The organism is Streptomyces sp. NPDC030165, from assembly GCF_055573595.1.
In genome coordinates, this window is sequence record NZ_JBVIBD010000007.1 from 88,669 (window position 1) to 105,159 (window position 16,491).

14 protein-coding genes and 2 pseudogenes are annotated in these 16,491 nt (G+C 72.6%); 8 read left to right on the plus strand and 8 right to left on the minus strand.

Features of this window, described 5'->3' with window-relative positions; genetic code table 11:
- Positions 1-54 precede the first annotated feature (54 nt).
- Positions 55-747, plus strand: a complete 693-nt coding sequence (locus tag ACZ4Z1_RS15420) for a GAF and ANTAR domain-containing protein (RefSeq protein WP_468487092.1) — start codon at positions 55-57, stop codon at positions 745-747.
- A 359-nt stretch (positions 748-1,106) separates the two neighbouring features.
- On the opposite strand, the gene ACZ4Z1_RS15425 is transcribed toward ACZ4Z1_RS15420, so the two are convergent.
- Both ACZ4Z1_RS15425 and ACZ4Z1_RS15430 read right to left on the minus strand, forming a co-directional pair.
- On the minus strand, positions 1,107-1,904 hold the full coding sequence (locus tag ACZ4Z1_RS15425; RefSeq protein WP_468487093.1) for a GAF and ANTAR domain-containing protein: 798 nt from the start codon (positions 1,902-1,904) through the stop codon (positions 1,107-1,109).
- Positions 1,905-2,168: 264 nt separating this feature from the next.
- Positions 2,169-2,681, minus strand: a complete 513-nt coding sequence (locus tag ACZ4Z1_RS15430; protein ID WP_468487094.1) for a hypothetical protein — start codon at positions 2,679-2,681, stop codon at positions 2,169-2,171.
- Positions 2,682-3,010: 329 nt separating this feature from the next.
- On the opposite strand from ACZ4Z1_RS15430, the gene ACZ4Z1_RS15435 reads away from it, so the two are divergent.
- Positions 3,011-3,463 (plus strand): STAS domain-containing protein, encoded by a 453-nt coding sequence (locus ACZ4Z1_RS15435; RefSeq protein ID WP_468487095.1) that lies wholly within the window; start codon positions 3,011-3,013, stop codon positions 3,461-3,463.
- A 792-nt stretch (positions 3,464-4,255) separates the two neighbouring features.
- Here ACZ4Z1_RS15435 and ACZ4Z1_RS15440 read toward each other — a convergent pair.
- Genes ACZ4Z1_RS15440 through ACZ4Z1_RS15450 form a run of 3 tightly spaced genes read right to left on the minus strand, consistent with a single transcriptional unit; the run spans position 4,256 to position 7,827 of the window.
- Positions 4,256-5,392, minus strand: coding sequence for a bifunctional 2-methylcitrate synthase/citrate synthase (locus tag ACZ4Z1_RS15440; RefSeq protein WP_468487096.1), 1,137 nt, complete (start codon positions 5,390-5,392; stop codon positions 4,256-4,258).
- Positions 5,393-5,413: 21 nt separating this feature from the next.
- Positions 5,414-6,319 carry a methylisocitrate lyase gene (gene prpB, locus ACZ4Z1_RS15445; RefSeq protein WP_468487097.1) on the minus strand — a complete coding sequence of 302 codons (906 nt, stop codon included), beginning with the start codon at positions 6,317-6,319 and terminating at the stop codon, positions 5,414-5,416.
- Positions 6,319-7,827 (minus strand): MmgE/PrpD family protein, encoded by a 1,509-nt coding sequence (locus ACZ4Z1_RS15450; RefSeq protein WP_468487098.1) that lies wholly within the window; start codon positions 7,825-7,827, stop codon positions 6,319-6,321. Before ACZ4Z1_RS15450 ends, prpB begins: the two co-directional genes overlap by 1 nt.
- Positions 7,828-8,017: 190 nt before the next feature.
- Between ACZ4Z1_RS15450 and ACZ4Z1_RS15455 the strand changes: the two are divergent.
- Together ACZ4Z1_RS15455 and ACZ4Z1_RS15460 are read left to right on the plus strand one after the other, a co-directional pair.
- Positions 8,018-8,207, plus strand: a pseudogene (locus ACZ4Z1_RS15455) (Cro/Cl family transcriptional regulator); the annotation flags it as partial.
- Between the two features lie 84 nt (positions 8,208-8,291).
- Positions 8,292-8,444, plus strand: a pseudogene (locus ACZ4Z1_RS15460) (citrate/2-methylcitrate synthase); the annotation flags it as partial.
- Between the two features lie 26 nt (positions 8,445-8,470).
- Here ACZ4Z1_RS15460 and ACZ4Z1_RS15465 read toward each other — a convergent pair.
- On the minus strand, positions 8,471-9,610 hold the full coding sequence (locus tag ACZ4Z1_RS15465; RefSeq protein WP_468487099.1) for an acyl-CoA dehydrogenase family protein: 1,140 nt from the start codon (positions 9,608-9,610) through the stop codon (positions 8,471-8,473).
- Positions 9,611-9,941: 331 nt separating this feature from the next.
- On the opposite strand from ACZ4Z1_RS15465, the gene ACZ4Z1_RS15470 reads away from it, so the two are divergent.
- Both ACZ4Z1_RS15470 and ACZ4Z1_RS15475 read left to right on the plus strand, forming a co-directional pair.
- Positions 9,942-11,573, plus strand: coding sequence for an AMP-binding protein (locus ACZ4Z1_RS15470; RefSeq protein WP_468487100.1), 1,632 nt, complete (start codon positions 9,942-9,944; stop codon positions 11,571-11,573).
- A 178-nt stretch (positions 11,574-11,751) separates the two neighbouring features.
- Positions 11,752-12,624 (plus strand): PaaX family transcriptional regulator, encoded by an 873-nt coding sequence (locus ACZ4Z1_RS15475; protein ID WP_468487101.1) that lies wholly within the window; start codon positions 11,752-11,754, stop codon positions 12,622-12,624.
- Positions 12,625-12,639: 15 nt separating this feature from the next.
- Here ACZ4Z1_RS15475 and ACZ4Z1_RS15480 read toward each other — a convergent pair whose 3' ends face one another.
- Positions 12,640-13,404, minus strand: coding sequence for an HAD family hydrolase (locus ACZ4Z1_RS15480; protein WP_468487102.1), 765 nt, complete (start codon positions 13,402-13,404; stop codon positions 12,640-12,642).
- A 466-nt stretch (positions 13,405-13,870) separates the two neighbouring features.
- Here ACZ4Z1_RS15480 and ACZ4Z1_RS15485 point away from each other — a divergent pair, with 466 nt between their 5' ends.
- Positions 13,871-14,482 carry a TetR family transcriptional regulator gene (locus ACZ4Z1_RS15485; protein ID WP_468487103.1) on the plus strand — a complete coding sequence of 204 codons (612 nt, stop codon included), beginning with the start codon at positions 13,871-13,873 and terminating at the stop codon, positions 14,480-14,482.
- Between the two features lie 52 nt (positions 14,483-14,534).
- Here ACZ4Z1_RS15485 and ACZ4Z1_RS15490 read toward each other — a convergent pair whose 3' ends face one another.
- Complete coding sequence (locus tag ACZ4Z1_RS15490; protein ID WP_468487104.1) at positions 14,535-15,599, minus strand: MDR family NADP-dependent oxidoreductase; 1,065 nt, start codon at positions 15,597-15,599, stop codon at positions 14,535-14,537.
- Between the two features lie 200 nt (positions 15,600-15,799).
- Between ACZ4Z1_RS15490 and ACZ4Z1_RS15495 the strand changes: the two genes are divergently transcribed.
- Entirely contained in the window at positions 15,800-16,396 is a 597-nt protein-coding gene (locus ACZ4Z1_RS15495; protein WP_468487105.1) for a ScbR family autoregulator-binding transcription factor, read from the plus strand.
- Positions 16,397-16,491 lie beyond the last annotated feature (95 nt).

A 16,491-nucleotide genomic window follows, 5' to 3' on the forward strand; every position in this document is an offset into this window, starting at 1 on the left:
GGACGTGTCCCTCCCGCCTCCTGCCCGGCACGTACCCCGCTCAAGGGACACCCCGTGAATCACGACCACCACACCGCGGCGTGGCAGCGCATCAGCACCGCCGTGTTCACCGACGGCTTCACGCTCACCACCGCCTGCCGGGCCTGCGCCGACGACCTGGACGCCGACTTCGCCGGCGCCACCCTGGTCGTCGCCGGAGAACTGCGCCTGCTGGCCGCGGCCACCGACGAACGCGCCAGGGCGGTCGAAGACGCCCAGCTGGTCACCGGGGAAGGCCCGTGCACCGACGCCTACACCCACCGCGAACCCGCCGAAGCAGCCGACCTGCACCGCGCGGCCGACCGCTGGCCCGCCTACACCACCATCGCCGCCGACCAAGGCGCCCGCAGCGTCCTGGCCCTGCCCCTGACCATCGGCAGCCTTCCCATCGGCGCCATGGACCTCTACCGCAGCGCCCCCGTCCCGTTCACCCCCGTACAAAAAGACCGGGCCGCCGCCTACGCCCACATCCTCGCCCTGCTCGCCCTGGACGAGCACCCCCACCTCCTCAACGCCCCGTCCCGGCCCACCCGGCGCGGCCCACAGGGCTACCCGCCCACCGTCCACATGGCCGCCGGCATCCTCACCGAAAAATACGACCTCACCCCCGACGACGCCCTCGCCCGCTTGCGCGCCCACTCCTTCCGCCACAACCAACCCCTCCTCCACACCGCCCAACACGTCCTCGACCATCACCGCCTCGACTAGGGCGCTTCTGATGGATCTCCATGGCCGTCCCTCCACCCTGCCCCGACGGCGCCCCCAGGTCCGCCTTATCCCATTCCCACCATTCCGGACCTGACTGCAGCTGGCAGGAACGAGCTGCTTCCACCGTGTCAGACGTGGTGAACCCGTTTCCGCTCGCCCGCCGCCTGCGCTCCGTGCGCTGACTCCGCGGCCTCCTCCCCCTTCGTACAAGACGGCCGTGTGGCTGAGGCCGAAAGTTCACGGAGCTGACGGACCCGCCGCCGCCCGCCGCCGGGACCGTTCCGGGACAGCGGGTACCGGTACGAAGACTGCGTGGGCTCCTGGCAGAGACAGCACCGCGGGTTTGGCGCTTTCGGCACTCAGGCGGACGTTTTGTCGGTGTCGGTGTCCAGTGGGGGCAGGGTGGTGCTGCCGTCGACGATGTCGCGGGCGAGGTCGACCAGGCGCAGGTGGTGGTGGCGGGCGTGGGTGCGCAGGCGGTGGAAGGCGGTGTCGGGGTCGGTTTCGTGGCGGGCGGTCAGGAAGCCTTTGGCCTGTTCGATGACGGTGCGGGTGTCCATGGCCTTTTCGAGCTGGGCACGGACGGTGCGGTGCTGGTCGAGGGTGGTCTGCTGGAGCAGGGAAATGGCGGTGGCGTCCGCCAGGGCCCGGGCCAGATGCCGGTCGGCTTCCGGCAGCGGGCCGGGGATACGGCGGAAGAGGTTGAGCACGCCGATGGTGTCGCCGCGCAGCCGGATGGGTGTGGCGTGGACGGAGGTGTAACCGGCGCTGTGCGCGCGGGTGGTGAAGCGCGGCCAGCGCGGTGAGGGTGTGGCGTTCAGGGTGTGATCGACGGGGACGGCTTGGTCGAAGGCGGTGCAGCAGGGGCCTTCGCTGGCGTCGAGTTCGAAGAGTTCGACCAGGCGCACGCGCTCGGAGGAGGCCGCGACCAGACGCAGCGGCCCGTCGGACAGGGCGAGCATGACGCCGGCGTCGCCGATGTCGAGCAGGTCCATGCAGTGTTCGACGACGCGGTAGAGGAACTCGGCGGGGTCGAAGTCGTCGACGAGGGTGTCGGCCAGGTCGATCAGCGCGGCGGTGATCCGGGCCTCGCGCGGCAGCCGGGACGGCCCGTTCGTCGAGGGCGGGTTAAGCGGGGGGAAGGACGAGCTGGGCATCGCGGCCTCCGGCCTGGGAAGGGGAGCCCTGGCCGGAAGCATGCTACGGGGTCTGGGTGGAATACCACCTGGACGAGGGCTGACCACCGACACGCTACTCCCCGACAGGAGCGCGAACCAGCCACTCGCCGCAGGTGACCCTTCATTCCGCGAGAGCACCCACACAGTGCTGTGACACTCGGCCCCCCCGTGTCGCTGGGTACCTGAGTGCCCGGTGCGGTTGGCACCTTTGGGTGTGGTCGGCCGGCGGGACGAAGTGTGCTTTCACAGCGGGCGCCCAGACTGTGCAGAGCTACCTTGCGTCTTCGGCAGCAGCCGTCCGCTTGTCCCTCCGCCGTTCCGTGCCCGGGACCGCAGCAGTGCGCCAGGCAGCTTGTCCGTCCTCATGGGCGAGCCGGAGTGGCAGCGGCGGTCGGCAGACGGCAACTCAGTAGGTGGCGGACGAAAGAGTCCGTGCTTGAGGGCCGACGTGGCGGCCAGTTCGTGCTGGTGGGCCAGCGTGCCGGCGGCGACATCGGCCGAGGAGTGCGCGAGGTCCACATCGTGGGGTCCCAGACAGAGCGGGCCGGCCATGAGCAGGCTGAGCGCGCCCAGGGGCACCTGCGGCAGGTCCGGGTTCACCGCGGCCACCGCCGCGATGGCCCTGGCCTGGCCGTCGGGAGCCTGCTGTCTCCTTGCGCGCGATGCCAGATGCCCGTGTGGGACGCGTATCGCCGCCGCCTTTGCCCGACGGCGGCGACCGTTCACCACGGCCAGCCGGCCGACTGCGGTGAACATTCCCTGAACGCACTGCGAGAGGACATGCGATCAAGGTACCGGCCGGGTAACCCCGTACCGGACGCGCAAACGCCGGCCTGCGACCCACGTTCGATGCCGGCGCACGCCCCGCACCGCGCCGCGCCCCCGCCGCCTACGCCGTGCCGCGTTCTCGGGCCGGGAATCCCGAAGGCCCCGTCCGGGCCGCAGGGCGTAAGAAATCTCTGCCGGCGGAGGCGGAGTGGTGCCGGCGTGACCGGGTATGTCAGTGACACGGTCAGCGCGTTGTGCCGTTGGGGCAGCGCGCTCCTTGGGCCCAGGGCGTCCAACTCCGCGCTTGCGAGGCTCTGATGACGTCGGCCCAACCGGCCCAGTACCACCTGCTGCCCCTGCCTGACGGAACGTGGGAGACGGTGAGCTGCCTGGCCTCCGTCATCCGGTGCCGCGCCCTCGTGCCCACCGTGGTCCTCGATGTCTCGACGGTGGAGCGGGTGACCATCGACGCCCTGGCGGTCCTGGTCCGCAAGGCGATGCGCCTGCACTCGGCCGGTGGTGAACTGCTGCTCGCCGGGCCCTGCTCCGGCGTACGCAAAATCATTGAACGTACGGGCACCGGACCGCTGCTGCCCGTCTTCGTCGACAGTGCCGCCGCGGTCCGCGCGCTGTCCGAAGACGGCCGCGCCTGGCACCGGGTGGAGCTGGCAGCCGGGCACAGCACCCTCTTCTTCGACGCGCCGCAAGACGCGCGGACACCACCGACCGTGACCATCGACCAAGGAGGCGCTACGGTGTGTGACCGGTAGCTGCGTGCTTCGTCGCCCCGTCCAGAAGTCTGCCCTGGCCGGGAAGGGAACGCCGGTGGTCGATGGCACGCTGTCAGGGAAGCGCGAGCGGGACGCCCGTGCCTCCGGGCGCACTGTGTCCCCTCGGAGCAGGCCGGGCACCAGGGCCGAGCCGGAGTGACCGGCTGGCGGCTCCCGGTTCGTAAGCTCCAGTAGCGGCCGGCCGGGCCAGCCGGAGGAACCTCAGGGGCTGGACACCACCCAGGACGGCCGGTTCCCGGCCCTTGGCCCCGTCAACCGGCCCCGGCACAATGTCCCTGCCCCCGGCCTGCGACCGGTCCGGCCGCAGTTCGGCAGGAGGGGAAGACATGCTTCCGACCATGGCCACGCACGGATGCGCACCGGAACACCACCGCATCCACGTGCAGGACGGCGTCGTGGTCTGCGAGGAGTGCGTGCGCTGCGGCTACCGGATCTCCTACGAGGCCGCGGGCCGTGAACGTCTCTTTCCGCCTCCACGCCCGGCACCCCTGACAGCGGTGGCCGCGCCGAAACCGTCGACAGTGGCCAGTTCGGTTCCGAGTTCTCAGGGCCGTCGGAGTCATTCCGGTGAACGCCGCGACCTCCCGGTGGAGGGGGCTGGTCGGCGTGACCGCACTCCGCCGCGTCCCGGGCCGCGCTGCCGCCCGCGGTAGCAGAGAGCCGACACCTCGCCCGGTAAGCGGAGCCGGGCCGGCTCCGCTCTGCTAGGGCGCTTCTGATGGACCTCCGTGGCCTCGCGTCGCCTGTCACCAACGTCCCGGGACAACACACTTAGAGGGCTGTCGGCACCGGCCGCTGGCCGGGGCCTTCGTAGGAGGCGAGGGGCCGGATCAGGGCGTTGTGGGTGAGCTGTTCGGTGATGTGGGCGGTCCAGCCGGTGATGCGGCTCATCACGAAGATCGGCGTGAAGGTGGGGGTGTCGAAGCCCATCAGGTGGTAAGCGAGGCCGGCCGGGTAGTCCAGGTTGGGGTGGATGCCCTTGCACTTGACCATGGTGTGCCGCAGGGCGGCGTGCAGGGTGGCCATGCGGGTGGTCTCGGGGTCGGCAGCCCGCGCGACCAGGCGGTCCAGGGCGTCCTGCATGATCGGCACGCGGGAGTCGCCGTGCTGGTAGACGCGGTGGCCGAAGCCCATGATCTTGCGCTTGGCGGACAGGGCCTCGTCCAGCCACTCCTCGGCGCGCCGCGGGTCGCCGATCTCCTCCAGCATGTGCATCACCGCCTCGTTGGCGCCGCCGTGCAGCGGCCCCTTGAGGGCGCCGACGGCGGCGGTCACGGCGCTGTAGAGGTCGGAGAGGGTGGAGGTGACGACGCGGGCGGTGAACGTCGAGGCGTTGAAACTGTGTTCCGCGTACAGGATGAGGGAGATCTCGAAGCAGCGGACCGTCTCAGGGTCGGGCACGGCGCCGAAGCACATGTGGAGGAAATTCTCGGCGTAGCCGAGTTCGGGGTTCGGGGGGATGGGGTCGAGTCCCCGGCGGCGGCACTGGTCGGCGGCGACCACGGTGGGCAGCTTCGCCAGCAGGGTCAGGGACTTGGCCCGGTTGGCGGCGGGGCTGCCGTCGTCCTCGGTGGGGTCCTCGGCGCCGAAGAAGCTGACGGCGGTGCGCAGCACGTCCATCGGGTGGCAGGTCTCGGGCAGCCGGGTCAGCAGTTCGGAGGTGGTGCGGCCCAGGGGGCGCAGGGCGCGTTCGCGGGCCTGGAAGTCGCGCAGCTGGGCGTCGTCCGGGAGTTCGCCGTGCCACAGCAGGTAGGCGACCTCCTCGAAGGTGCGGTGGGCCGCCAGGTCCTGGACCGGGTAGCCGCGGTAGGTCAGGGAATTGGTCTCCTGGATGACGGTGGAGATCTCGGTGGTGTCGACGACGACACCGGCGAGGCCGCGGTGGATCGTGGGCGCGGTGGTGGACATGGGGTGCCTGCCTTCGGTGGGTCAGGTGCCGGGCGGGAGGGTGAAGTCGAAGACGGCCGAGTCGAAGGCCGCGTAGTCCTGGTAGCCGAGGAGTTCGTACAGGCGCGAACGGGTCTGCATGCGGGGCAGCAGGGGCTCCTGGGTGCCTTCGGCGGCGAGTGTGCGCAGGCCGTCCTCGACGGCGCCCATGGCGATGCGCAGCAGGGTGACCGGGTAGAGGGCGATGTCGTAGCCGAGACTTTCCAGGGTGCGGGTGTCCAGGAGGGGGGTCTTGCCGAATTCGGTGAGGTTCGCGAGCAGCGGTACGTCGACGGCCTTGCGGAACGTCTCGTACTCCGAAACGTTGGCCAGTGCCTCGGGGAAGATCGCGTCGGCGCCCGCGTCGACGTACGCCTTGGCCCGGTCGACCGCCGCGTCCAACCCCTCCACCGAGCGGGCATCGGTGCGTGCCATGAGCAGGAAGTCCGGGTCGCGGCGGGCGTCCACGGCCGCCCGGACCCGGCGGACCGTCTCCGCACGTGAGGTGAGGGTCTTGCCGTCGAGGTGGCCGCACCGCTTGGGGGCGACCTGGTCCTCCAGGTGCAGGCCCGCAAGGCCCGCGTCCTCCATGAGCTGCACGGTGCGGGCCGCGTTCATCGGCTCGCCGAAGCCGGTGTCGGCGTCGATGAGGACGGGCAGGTCGGTGGCCCGGGTGGTCTGCTGGGCGCGGGCGGCGATCTCGGTGGACGTGGTCAGGCCGATGTCGGGAAGGCCCAGGTCGGCGGCGAGGACGGCGCCGGAGAGGTAGGCGGCCTCGAAGCCGGTGTCCTGAATGAGGCGTGCGGACAGCGGGTTGAGGGCGCCGGGCATGCGCAGCAGCCGGCCGGTGGCCAGCCGGTCACGGAAGGCACGGCGGCGTTCGGCGGGGGTGGTGCGGGTGTGCAGCATCAGAACAGTCCCTTCGGCAGGCGCGCGTCGTACGCGGCGACGGCCTCGGTGTCGACGGCCGGGAACAGGCCGTCCAGGTCAGCAGCCGTCAGCTCGGCCAGGTGCTCGGCGGCGGCCAGGAAGCGGTCCTGTTCGGCCGGGGCGACGACGTTCTCGGCGAGGGTACGGAACTTGCCCGCGTAGGCGGGGCGGTCGAACGGGCGGGCACCGGCCGGGTGCGCGTCGGCGACCGCGAGCTCGTCCTCGATCACCGAACCGTCCGCCAGGGTGATCACCGCGCGTCCGCCGAAGGCGCGGCGCTCCGGGTCGGGGTCGTGGTAGCGGCGGGTCCACTGCGGGCTCTCGACCGTGGTGATCTTCTGCCACAGCTCGACGGTCTCCGGGCGGCGGGCACGCTCGGGCGCGTAGGAGCGTTCGTGGTGCCAGGTGCCGTCCTCCAGAGCGACGGCGAAGATGTACGGCACCGAGTGGTCGAGCGTCTCGCGGCTGGCCGTGGGGTCGTACTTCTGCGGGTCGTCGGCTCCGGAGCCGATGACGTGGTGGGTGTGGTGGCTGGTGTGCAGGACCACCGAGCGCACGTTCTCCAACGGACCGGTCTTCTCGCGGATCCGCCGCGCCAGGTCGATGACCGCTTGGGCCTGGTACTCGGCGGAGTGCTCCTTGGTATACGTGTCGAGGATCGCGCGCCGGGGCTCGCCCGGCTCCGGGAGCAGGACGGTGTAGTCGGCCTGCGGGCCGTCGAGCATCCAGGCGAGGAAGCCGTCCTCACCCTCGTAGATGGGCGAGGGAGAGGTCTCGCCGCGCATCGCCCGGTCCACGGCCTCGATCGCCGCCTTGCCCGCGAAGGCCGGTGCGTACGCCTTCCAGCTGGAGATCTCGCCCTTGCGGGACTGGCGGGTCGCGGTCGTGGTGTGCACCGCCTGCTGGACCGCCTGGTAGACGGTCTCCGTCGGCAGCCGCAGCAGGGCGCCCAGGCCGCCGGCGGTGGCGGCGCTGAGGTGGGCCACGTGGTCGACGCGGTGCTCGTGCAGGCAGATGCCCTTGACCAGGGCAACGTGGATCTCGTACGCGGTGACGATGCCGCGCAGCAGGTCGGCGCCGGTGCGGCCGGTGTGCTGGGCGACGGCGAGCAGCGGCGGGATGTTGTCGCCGGGGTGGGAGTAGTCGGCGGCGAGGTAGGTGTCGTGGAAGTCCAGTTCCCGTACGGCGGTGCCGTTGGCCCAGGCCGCCCACTCCGGGGAGACCCGGGCGCGGGCGCCGAAGACCGAGGCTCCCGGGCCGGCTCCGCGGTGCGCGGTGGCCTGCGAGCGGGCCACCGCGACCGGGCGGCGCAGCAGCGAGGCGACGGCGACCGAGGCGTTGTCGATCACTCGGTTGACGGCCATGGTGACGCTGTCGGTGTCCAGTTCCCCGGTGGCGGTGGCCACGGCCGCGAGCTTCCAGGCGAGCTGGTCCTCGCGCGGCAGCCGGTCGGCGCTGGGGTGGACTCGGACGCGGTGCTCGATCACGGGACTCCTCGTGCGCTGTAGGGCGGTGCTGACGTATCCGAGGCTGCCCCTTCCCGCGTCTGCCGGACCAGCGCTCCAATCTGCGGAATCCGTACAGTGCGGATCTGCGAATCTGCGAACCGTGCGGATGGCAGGTTCGCAAAAACGCTCCCCGGGTGTCACCGCCCGCGTGACGGCTCGCTGCGAGAAGTTGCGTGCCAGGGCCGGAAGACCCGCCGACCGCACGGTCCACGCCCACGCCGAACTGCGCCGGCCACGTCCTGAGCACGGCATGAACCAGGTCGGCATGGCCCGCGCGCTCGACATCTCCACCAGCTGCGCCCCACCAGATCGAGCAGCGGGAGCGCCCGCTGACCGCTTCCGTACCGCTGCGGATCGCGGCCACCCATCGCGGCAGGTCACAGGGCCGGCTGGTCTCTTCTTCCCTACGTGCTCCGGCCGCCAAGCGCGAGAGCATGGGCTTCGGCCTCATGGGGTTCGACATCCCGGCCGTCACCCACGCCTTCGTGATGAGCCGCATCACCGGCTGGACCGCCCACATCACCCAACAGCTCGCGCACAACGTGCTGATCCGCCCGCTGGGCGCGTACAACGGGCCGGGACAGCGGGCGGTGCCGGAGCCGGTCCGGTCGCGCGGGTCCGCTCACCGCTCCCGGTACAGCTCCTTGGCGATGATCGACCGCTGCACTTCCGTCGCCCCCTCGTAGATGCGGGGCGCGCGGACCTCGCGGTAGAGGTGTTCCAGGAGGTGGCCGCGGTGCAGGGCGCGGGCGCCGTGGAGCTGGACGGCGGTGTCGACGGCGTGCTGGGCGGTCTCGGTGGCCAGGAGTTTGGCCATCGCGGAGCGTTTGGCGATGTCGGGGGCGCCGGTGTCGTAGGCGGTGGCGGCCGCGTAGACCAGGAGGCGGGCGGCCTCGATACGGGTGGCCGTCTCGGCGAGCTGGTGGGCGACGGACTGGAGGTCCTTGAGCGGGCCGCCGAACGCGGTACGGTCCGCGGTGTGGGCCAGGGCGGCGTCCAGGGCGGCCTGGGCCATGCCGACCGCGAAGGCGCCGACGCTCGGGCGGAAGAGGTTGAGCGTGCGCATCGCGACGCCGAAGCCGCGGTCCACCTCGCCCACCACGTCGTCGCGGGTGACCGGGACGCCGTCGAAGGCCAGGGTGCCGATCGGGTGCGGGCTGAGCATGTCGAGCGGGGTGCCGGACAGGCCGGGGCGGTCGGCGGGGACGAGGAAGGCGCTGATGCCGCGGGCGCCCGGGCCGCCACCGGTGCGGGCGAAGACGGTGGCGAAGTCGGCCTCGGGGGCGTTGGAGATCCAGCACTTCGCGCCGGTGAGGCGCCAGCGGCCGGCGCCCGGCGGGCCGTCCGGTTCGGCGGCCAGGGTGAGCGCGGCGGCGTCGGAGCCGGCGTCCGGCTCGCTGAGTGCGAAGGCGGCCACCGCGCGGCCCGCCACCACTTCGGGCAGCCAGCGGTCCCGCTGGGCGGGCGTGCCGGACTGGACGACCGGGTACGTGCCCAGGCCCTGGAGTGCGAGCGCGGTCTCCGCCTCGGTCGACTCCTGGGCCAGTGACTCACGCAGCAGGCACAGGTCGAGGGCGCGTACCGGGCCGTCGGCGGGGAACATCCGGCGCAGCAGGCCGAGTTCGCCGAGGGCGGCCACCAGGGGGCGGTTGACACGGCCGGGTTCGCCGCGCTCCGCCAGCGGGCGCAGCTGTCCGGCGGTCAGGGCGCGCAGTTCGGCGCACCACTTCCGGTCCTCCGGTCCCAGCGCGAATGCGGTCACGGGCGGCTCCCTCGTCTCGGGCCCGGGGTGGCCGGGCGGGTCGCTCGGGGTGGGGCGGTACGCGGCGGATGCTTCACGGGTGCGGGGTGGACGGCTTGCGGGTACGGGGCGGTACGGCGGCGCCGGTGGCCTTCCCGGTGCGGCCCGCGCCGCCCGGACCGTATCGCGCTCTGTTGACTGCCGTCACCAACACGTTACGCTGACGGCGGGCCGGCACGGCAGTACCCGGGCAGTACCCGGACGGTTTCCCAGCACGTCACGGCCGGAAGCCGGGCAGGTCCGCGCACGGTTCCGAGCGTCCCCGCCGTCGTCCGCAAGGGGGCACACCGGCATGGACCTGACGCCATCGGCACACACCGACACCTTCGCCCGCGACCACCTCCCCCCGGCCGGCCAGTGGCCGCGCCTCACGGACCTCGGGTATCCCGCCCGGCTCAACTGCGGCGCCGAACTGCTCGACGCCACGATCGGACGGCTGGGCGCCGGCCGCCCGGCGTTCCGGGACGCGTCCGGCACGGTCTGGACGTACGGGGAACTGCGCGAGCGGGTGGACCGCATCGCGCACGTCCTCACCGACGACCTCGGGGTGCTGCCCGGCCACCGGGTCCTGCTGCGCGGGCCCACCACTCCCCTGCTCGCCGCCTGCTGGCTGGCGGTGATGAAGGCGGGCGCGGTGGCCGTGACCGTGCTGGCCGCGCAGCGCCCGCACGAGCTGGCGACCGTCTGCGGCCTGGCCCGGGTGGAGCACGCGCTGTGTGACGTGCGGGTGGTCGGGGACCTGGCGGCGGCCGGTGTGCCGGGGCTGCGGATCACCCCGTACGGCGGGGACGGGCCCGCGGACCTGCTGCGGCTCGCCGGGCGGCGGCCGGGCTCGTACGAGGCGGTGCCGACCGCGGCCGACGACGTCGCGCTGATCGCCTTCACCTCGGGCACCACCGGCCGGCCCAAAGGCTGTATGCACTTCCACCGTGACGTGCTGGCCATCGCCGACACCTTCTCCGCACAGGTGCTGCGGCCCACGCCGGACGACGTGTTCGCCGGGAGCCCGCCGCTCGGCTTCACCTTCGGGCTCGGCGGGCTGGTCGTCTTTCCGCTGCGGGCCGGCGCGTCGTCGTACCTGGCGGACTGGGGCGGCCCGGAACAACTGCTGCGCGATGTCGCGCGGCACCGCGTGTCCGTGCTGTTCACCGCGCCGACCGCCTACCGGGTGATGCTGCCGAAGCTGTCCTCGTACGACGTCTCCTCGCTGCGCCGCTGCGTGTCGGCCGGCGAGAACCTGCCCGCCGCGACGTGGCGGGAGTGGGAGCGGGCGACCGGGCTGCGCATCATCAACGGCATCGGCGCGACGGAGCTGCTGCACATCTTCATCTCCGCCGCCGACGAGCGGGTCCGGCCCGGTACGACGGGGGTGCCGGTGCCGGGGTTCGAGGCGCGGGTGGTCGACGCGGCCGGCCGGCCGGTGCCGGACGGGACGCCGGGGCTGCTCGCGGTGCGCGGCCCGACGGGCTGCCGCTATCTGGCGGACGAGCGGCAGCGGGAGTACGTACGGGACGGCTGGAACCTGACCGGCGACACCTATGTGCGGGACGCTGACGGCTACTTCAGCTACGTGGCACGCGCGGACGACATGATCATCTCGGCCGGGTACAACATCGCCGGACCCGAGGTCGAGGACGCGCTGCTGCGCCACCCCGACGTCGCCGAGGCAGCGGTGGTCGGACGGTCCGACGCGGAGCGCGGCCAGATCGTGGTCGCCCACCTGGTGCTGCGTACGGGAGTGCCGCGCGGGGCGGAAACGGTGGCGGCACTGCGCGAGTTCACCAAGGCGGCCATCGCGCCGTACAAGTGCCCGCGCGAGATCGTCTTCCACGACGCGCTGCCCCGGACGCCGACGGGCAAGCTCCAGCGGTTCCGGTTGCGCGGGGGTGGCGCGGGGGACGGCGGTACGGGCGGTGCGGTGTGACCGGTGGTGGCCGGGGCACCGGGCCGCGCTGCCGCCGTACCTTCCGGACCTGCCGTGCCGCGTCCCGGCCGCTGCGGCTACGATCGCGCCCTGAGCGGCCACGGCCCGGCAGCCGTCCGCGCGTGCCCCCGTGTCCCGGGGCCGCGGACCGGAGTACGACAAGGCGGGAAACGACCTCGTGAGCGACCAGTACGCGCAGGGCACGCCGCGGTCCCTGATCGTCACCTTCTACGGTGCGTACGGGCGCGGCCGGAACGGCGGCCCGGGCGATCCGCCGGGCCCGGTGCCGGTCGCCGCGCTGATCAGGCTGCTCGGGGTGCTCGGCGTCGATCCGCCGTCGGTGCGCTCGGCGGTCTCCCGGCTCAAGCGCCGCGGCCTGCTCGTCCCCGCCCGTACGGAGTCGGGGGCCGCCGCGTACGGGCTGTCGGACGCGGCGCACCAGCTCCTGGACGACGGCGACCGGCGGATCTACGGCCGACCCGCCCCCGGCCCTTCGGACGGCTGGGTGCTGGCCGTCTTCTCGGTGCCCGAACAGGAGCGGCACAAGCGGCATCTGCTCCGCTCCCGGCTGGCCCGGCTCGGCTTCGGCACGGCCGCGCCCGGTGTGTGGATCGCGCCGTCGCACCTGTACGACGAGACCCGGCACACTCTGGACCGACTGCAGCTGTCCTCGTACGTGGACCTGTTCACCGGCGCGCACGCGGGCTTCGAGCCGACCGCCGAGGCGGTGGCGCGCTGGTGGGACCTGGGGTCCCTCGCCGGCCGGCACCGCGCCTTCCTGGACGCCCACGAGCCGGTGCTGCGCCACTGGTCGAGCCGCCGCCCCGTACCTCCCGAGGCGGCGTACCGCGACTACCTGCTGGCGCTCGACGCCTGGCGCCGCCTGCCCTACGCGGATCCCGGCCTGCCCTCTCCCCTCCTGCCCGAGGACTGGCCGGGCGGCCACGCGGCGGACGTCTTCGGCCGGCTGCACGCGCGGCTGCGGGCGGCGGGCGCGCGGTTCGTACGGGCCACGGTCGACGGGGCGGGCCCGGCCGCGGCCACCGCCTGACGGCGTCGCGCGGGGTCAGCGCTTCCTCTGGTGGGAGGCGGTGGCGGCCATCGGGCGCGGCCGGGCGGCGGCGATGGTGGAGACCACGTCCTTGAACGAACCGCACATTCGTGTTCCGGCCACCGCCGCCAACTCGCCGAAGCTGCCCACTCCGTAGGTGACCGCGACCGGTTCCATGCGGGCCGTGACCGCCATCCGCATGTCGCTGACCGTGTCACCGACGTAGGCGCTCTCCCAGGGTGCCACCCCCAGGTCGGCGACGGCCCGCAGCACCATCTCCGGGTGCGGTTTGCCGCGCCGGACCATCTCCTGGCCGATGACGGGGCCCAGCAGGTCGCGGATGCCCAGCACGTCCAGCAGGGCCTCGGCGCTGCGGGTCCCCTTCGAGGTCGCGACGGCCAGCTCGATGCCGTGGGCGCGCAGCGCGGACAGCCCGGCGGCCACGCCGGGGAAGAGTAACCGCGGGCCCTCGCGCAGCACTTCGTACGCGAACAGCTCCCGGTAGCGGCCGATGGCGGCCACCACCGCGTCGTGGTCCTCCGGCATGCCGAGCAGCTTGCCGAAGGCCGGTCCCGGTGGCTTGCCGATCGCGGCGGCGGCCTGCCGGGAGGTGACCGCGCGGCCCTGTTCGGAGGCGACCTTGACCAGCAGCCTGCTGATCGCCGGCAGGGTGTTGGCGAGGGTCCCGTCGAGATCGAAGACGGCGGCCCTGATGGTCTCGCCGACCGCGGCCCGCGCGGCGCCCCCGGGACGTGGCACGGCTCCCGCTGAATCACGCATTGCTCGACACCTTCCGATTTCCTGTGGGCCTTGTGCAGCTGTGGGTCCGGTCGCCGTCCGTGACGACGGTGCCGGACGCGGGAAGACGTGCCGACGGCGCCCACCCGGGAAGCGGCGGACACGCCGGTGCACACCGGTGTCCAGGAGTGGCGTGCTCGCGCCGGAGCCGAATCCTCCGGGAGAGGTCCCTCCCCTGCCTCGCCTTCGCCAGATTTAAAAACCGTCTGCGCTGTTTGTCAATGCACCCTGCGGCGTTTCCCGGGGTCCGGACCAACGAACCACGTCCCTGTGGTGAAGGGAGAACTGACGGGGCGTGACGCGCACAGCAGACCCGTTCACACCATCCGCATCAGCAAATCACCGGAGTACCAGCAGTCACTCCACAATTCCGTTTTCGAACCGCATGGTTGGTTTCGTATGTAGAATGCGGTGCGCTCACAGCCGGACTAGAGACAGGACGGACACTGTGCCGACGCAGCATCGCGCGATCCAAAGCCGCCAGGCCCTCCTTCGAGCGGCCGCCGAGGCCTTCACCGAGAAGGGCGTGCCCGCCTCGGGCATGGTCGACATCAGCCGACGCGCCCGGCTCAGCAAAGGGGCCCTCTACTTCCACTTCGCGTCCAAGGAAGACCTCACCTTCGCGGTACGGGACGAGGCCCTCGGCGCCCTGCGGGCCCTGGAGGAGGAGTTGTCCCGCGCCCCGCACCCGGCCCCCACCGCCGTACGGGACTTCGCCGTCGGGCTGCTCGGCCGGGTGGACGCCGACGTCGTGGTACGGGCCGGACTGCAGCTGCGCCCGGAAACCGCGCCGGGCATCGCCGAACCGGAGCTCGAACAGCGGTGGTTCTCCCTCTTCCTCGCGAAGACCACGACCGACCACGCGACCGGGAAGTTACCACCCGGCGCCGACCCACGGCGCTCCGCGCGGCTGCTCACCGCACTCGTCGTCGGCCTGCTGCACCTGGGGCAGGAGGACCGCACCTGGTGGGACAAGGACGTCGTCACGGACCTCTGGGCGCAGGTGGTGCCCGGCGGGGCGGGCGCGGCGGCCGAGCCCGTCCCGGAACCGGCCCACTGACCGGGCCGCGGCGGGACCGGCCCCGTACGGGCTCCACTCCCGGACCGCCCGGTCACATCTCGACCAGCACCGCCCCCGTATGGCTTCCCCGGACCAGTTCGCACAGGGCGCGCGGTGCCTGGTCGAGCCCCTGGAGCCGGGTGTGGGCGAAGACCAGGGAGCCGTCCCGCAGGCCGCGCCCGAACTCCGCCGTCCACTCCTGGAGCAGGTCGGGATGGTCCACCATGGAGAAGCCGCGCAGCGCGACCCTGCGCACCACCATGAGCAGGGAGTCCAGCTCGACCGGCGCCGCCAGGTCCGCGCCGCCGCCCAGCTGCCCGGAGAGCGCGCCCACCAGCGCGAACCGTGCGCCGGTACGGGCCACGGCGAGCGCCGCGCGCAACTGCTCGCCGCCGACGAGGTCCAGCAGGACGTCGATGCCCTCCGGTGCCGCACCGCGCAGCTGCTCCTCGACCGGGCCCGCGCCGCGGAGCACCACGTCGTCGTAGCCGAGCGCCTCCCGGAGGCAGGGGATCTTGTGCGCGGACCCCGTGCTGCCGATGACGCGGGCCGCACCCAGCCGCTTGGCGATCAGCCCCGCCATGCTGCCGACGCCGCCCGCCGCTCCCGTCACGAACACGGTGTCGCCCGGGCCGGTCTGCGCGACGCGGGTCAACGCTCCCCAGGCGGTGGCGCCTTGCGACAGGTGCGCGGCGGGATCAGGCAGCTCCGTCGCATCGACGCGCCGGGCCTGCGCCTCTTCCACCGCCGCGAACTCCCGCCAGCCGTACGGGTGCACCACCAGGTCACCGGGCGCGAAGCCGCCGCCGGACGCCCGTACGACCTCGCCGACGGCCGGCCCCCACAGCGCCTGGCCCGGAACGAAGGACGGCATCGGCAGTTCGGCGTCGGCCATCATCGTGCACATCACCGCCGTCACGGTCATGATCCGGTTGCGTACGAGCAGCCGGCCCGGCCCCGCGACGGGCACCGGCGCCTCGGCGAGCGTGAAGTGCTCCGGCCCGAGGGCGCCCCGGAGGCGGGCGGCGAGGCGTACCTCCCGGTGGGTGGCGGGAAGCTCCGGATCTGAGGAGGCGGAGCGGGCGGACGGGTCGGGGACGGCGCGTGACGCGGCCAAGACGAAGCTCCTGTGCGGTCGGCGGCCACCGGTGGACTCCGGCGGGGTACTACGGACCAACCCTGCATTCAATACCGCATGGTTGGCTTTTTTAAGGTGCCGAAAATAGACTGACAGACCGGACTCGTAAGGTTGCCCCCAAGCACGACACCCCCCAGAGAGCATACGGAGGACGATCGGTGGTCAAGCAGGAACGCGCAGTGCGCACACGACGTGCCGTCCTCGAAGCGGCGGCCCAGGTCATCGGCACGCGCGGGTACGAAGCGGCCACGATGGCGGAGATCATCCAGCGGGCCGGCGTGACGAAGGGCGCCCTGTACTTCCACTTCGCCTCCAAGGACGCCCTCGCCCGCGCCGTCATCGCGGAACAGACCGACCCCTTCATTCCGCAGGTCACCGACTCCCGGCTGCAGGACGCCATCGACTTCACGCACCGGGTCGCGGTGGCGCTGCGGGACGATCCGCTGCTCCAGGCCGGCACCCGGATCGCCGTGGAAACCACCTTCACCGACGAGCCGTTGGTGCCGTACCAGGCCTGGATCGACATCGTCACGACGATGTTCGCGGACGCCAAGGAGAACGGCGAACTGCTCCCGGCGATCGCGCCGGACCGGGCGGCGGAGTTCTTCGTCTCGGCCTACATGGGGGTGCAGCTCTTCTCGCACGCCGCCTCCGACCGCCACGACCTGCCCGACCGCGTCACGTCGCTGTGGAAGCACATCCTGCCCGGGCTGGCCTCGCCGGGCGCGCTGAGCCATCTCGACCCGCACGGCCGCTCGGTGGCGACCGCGGCCTGACGGCCTGTCGGCCGCATCTCCCGGCGCCGGCGGCCGTTCCGGGTATCGGCCCCCGCCCCCTCCCTGGGCAAGAAAGCCGGTGGAAGCACTAGAAA

Bases quoted from the DNA above. Each gene is read 5' to 3' on its own strand.
- ACZ4Z1_RS15425 (WP_468487093.1), bottom strand. From the start codon at position 1,904: ATGCCCAGCTCGTCCTTCCCCCCGCTTAACCCGCCCTCGACGAACGGG.
- ACZ4Z1_RS15430 (WP_468487094.1), bottom strand. From the start codon at position 2,681: ATGTTCACCGCAGTCGGCCGGCTGGCCGTGGTGAACGGTCGCCGCCGT.
- ACZ4Z1_RS15435 (WP_468487095.1), top strand. From the start codon at position 3,011: ATGACGTCGGCCCAACCGGCCCAGTACCACCTGCTGCCCCTGCCTGAC.
- ACZ4Z1_RS15440 (WP_468487096.1), bottom strand. From the start codon at position 5,392: ATGTCCACCACCGCGCCCACGATCCACCGCGGCCTCGCCGGTGTCGTC.
- prpB (WP_468487097.1), bottom strand. From the start codon at position 6,319: ATGCTGCACACCCGCACCACCCCCGCCGAACGCCGCCGTGCCTTCCGT.
- ACZ4Z1_RS15470 (WP_468487100.1), top strand. From the start codon at position 9,942: ATGGACCTGACGCCATCGGCACACACCGACACCTTCGCCCGCGACCAC.
- ACZ4Z1_RS15480 (WP_468487102.1), bottom strand. From the start codon at position 13,404: ATGCGTGATTCAGCGGGAGCCGTGCCACGTCCCGGGGGCGCCGCGCGG.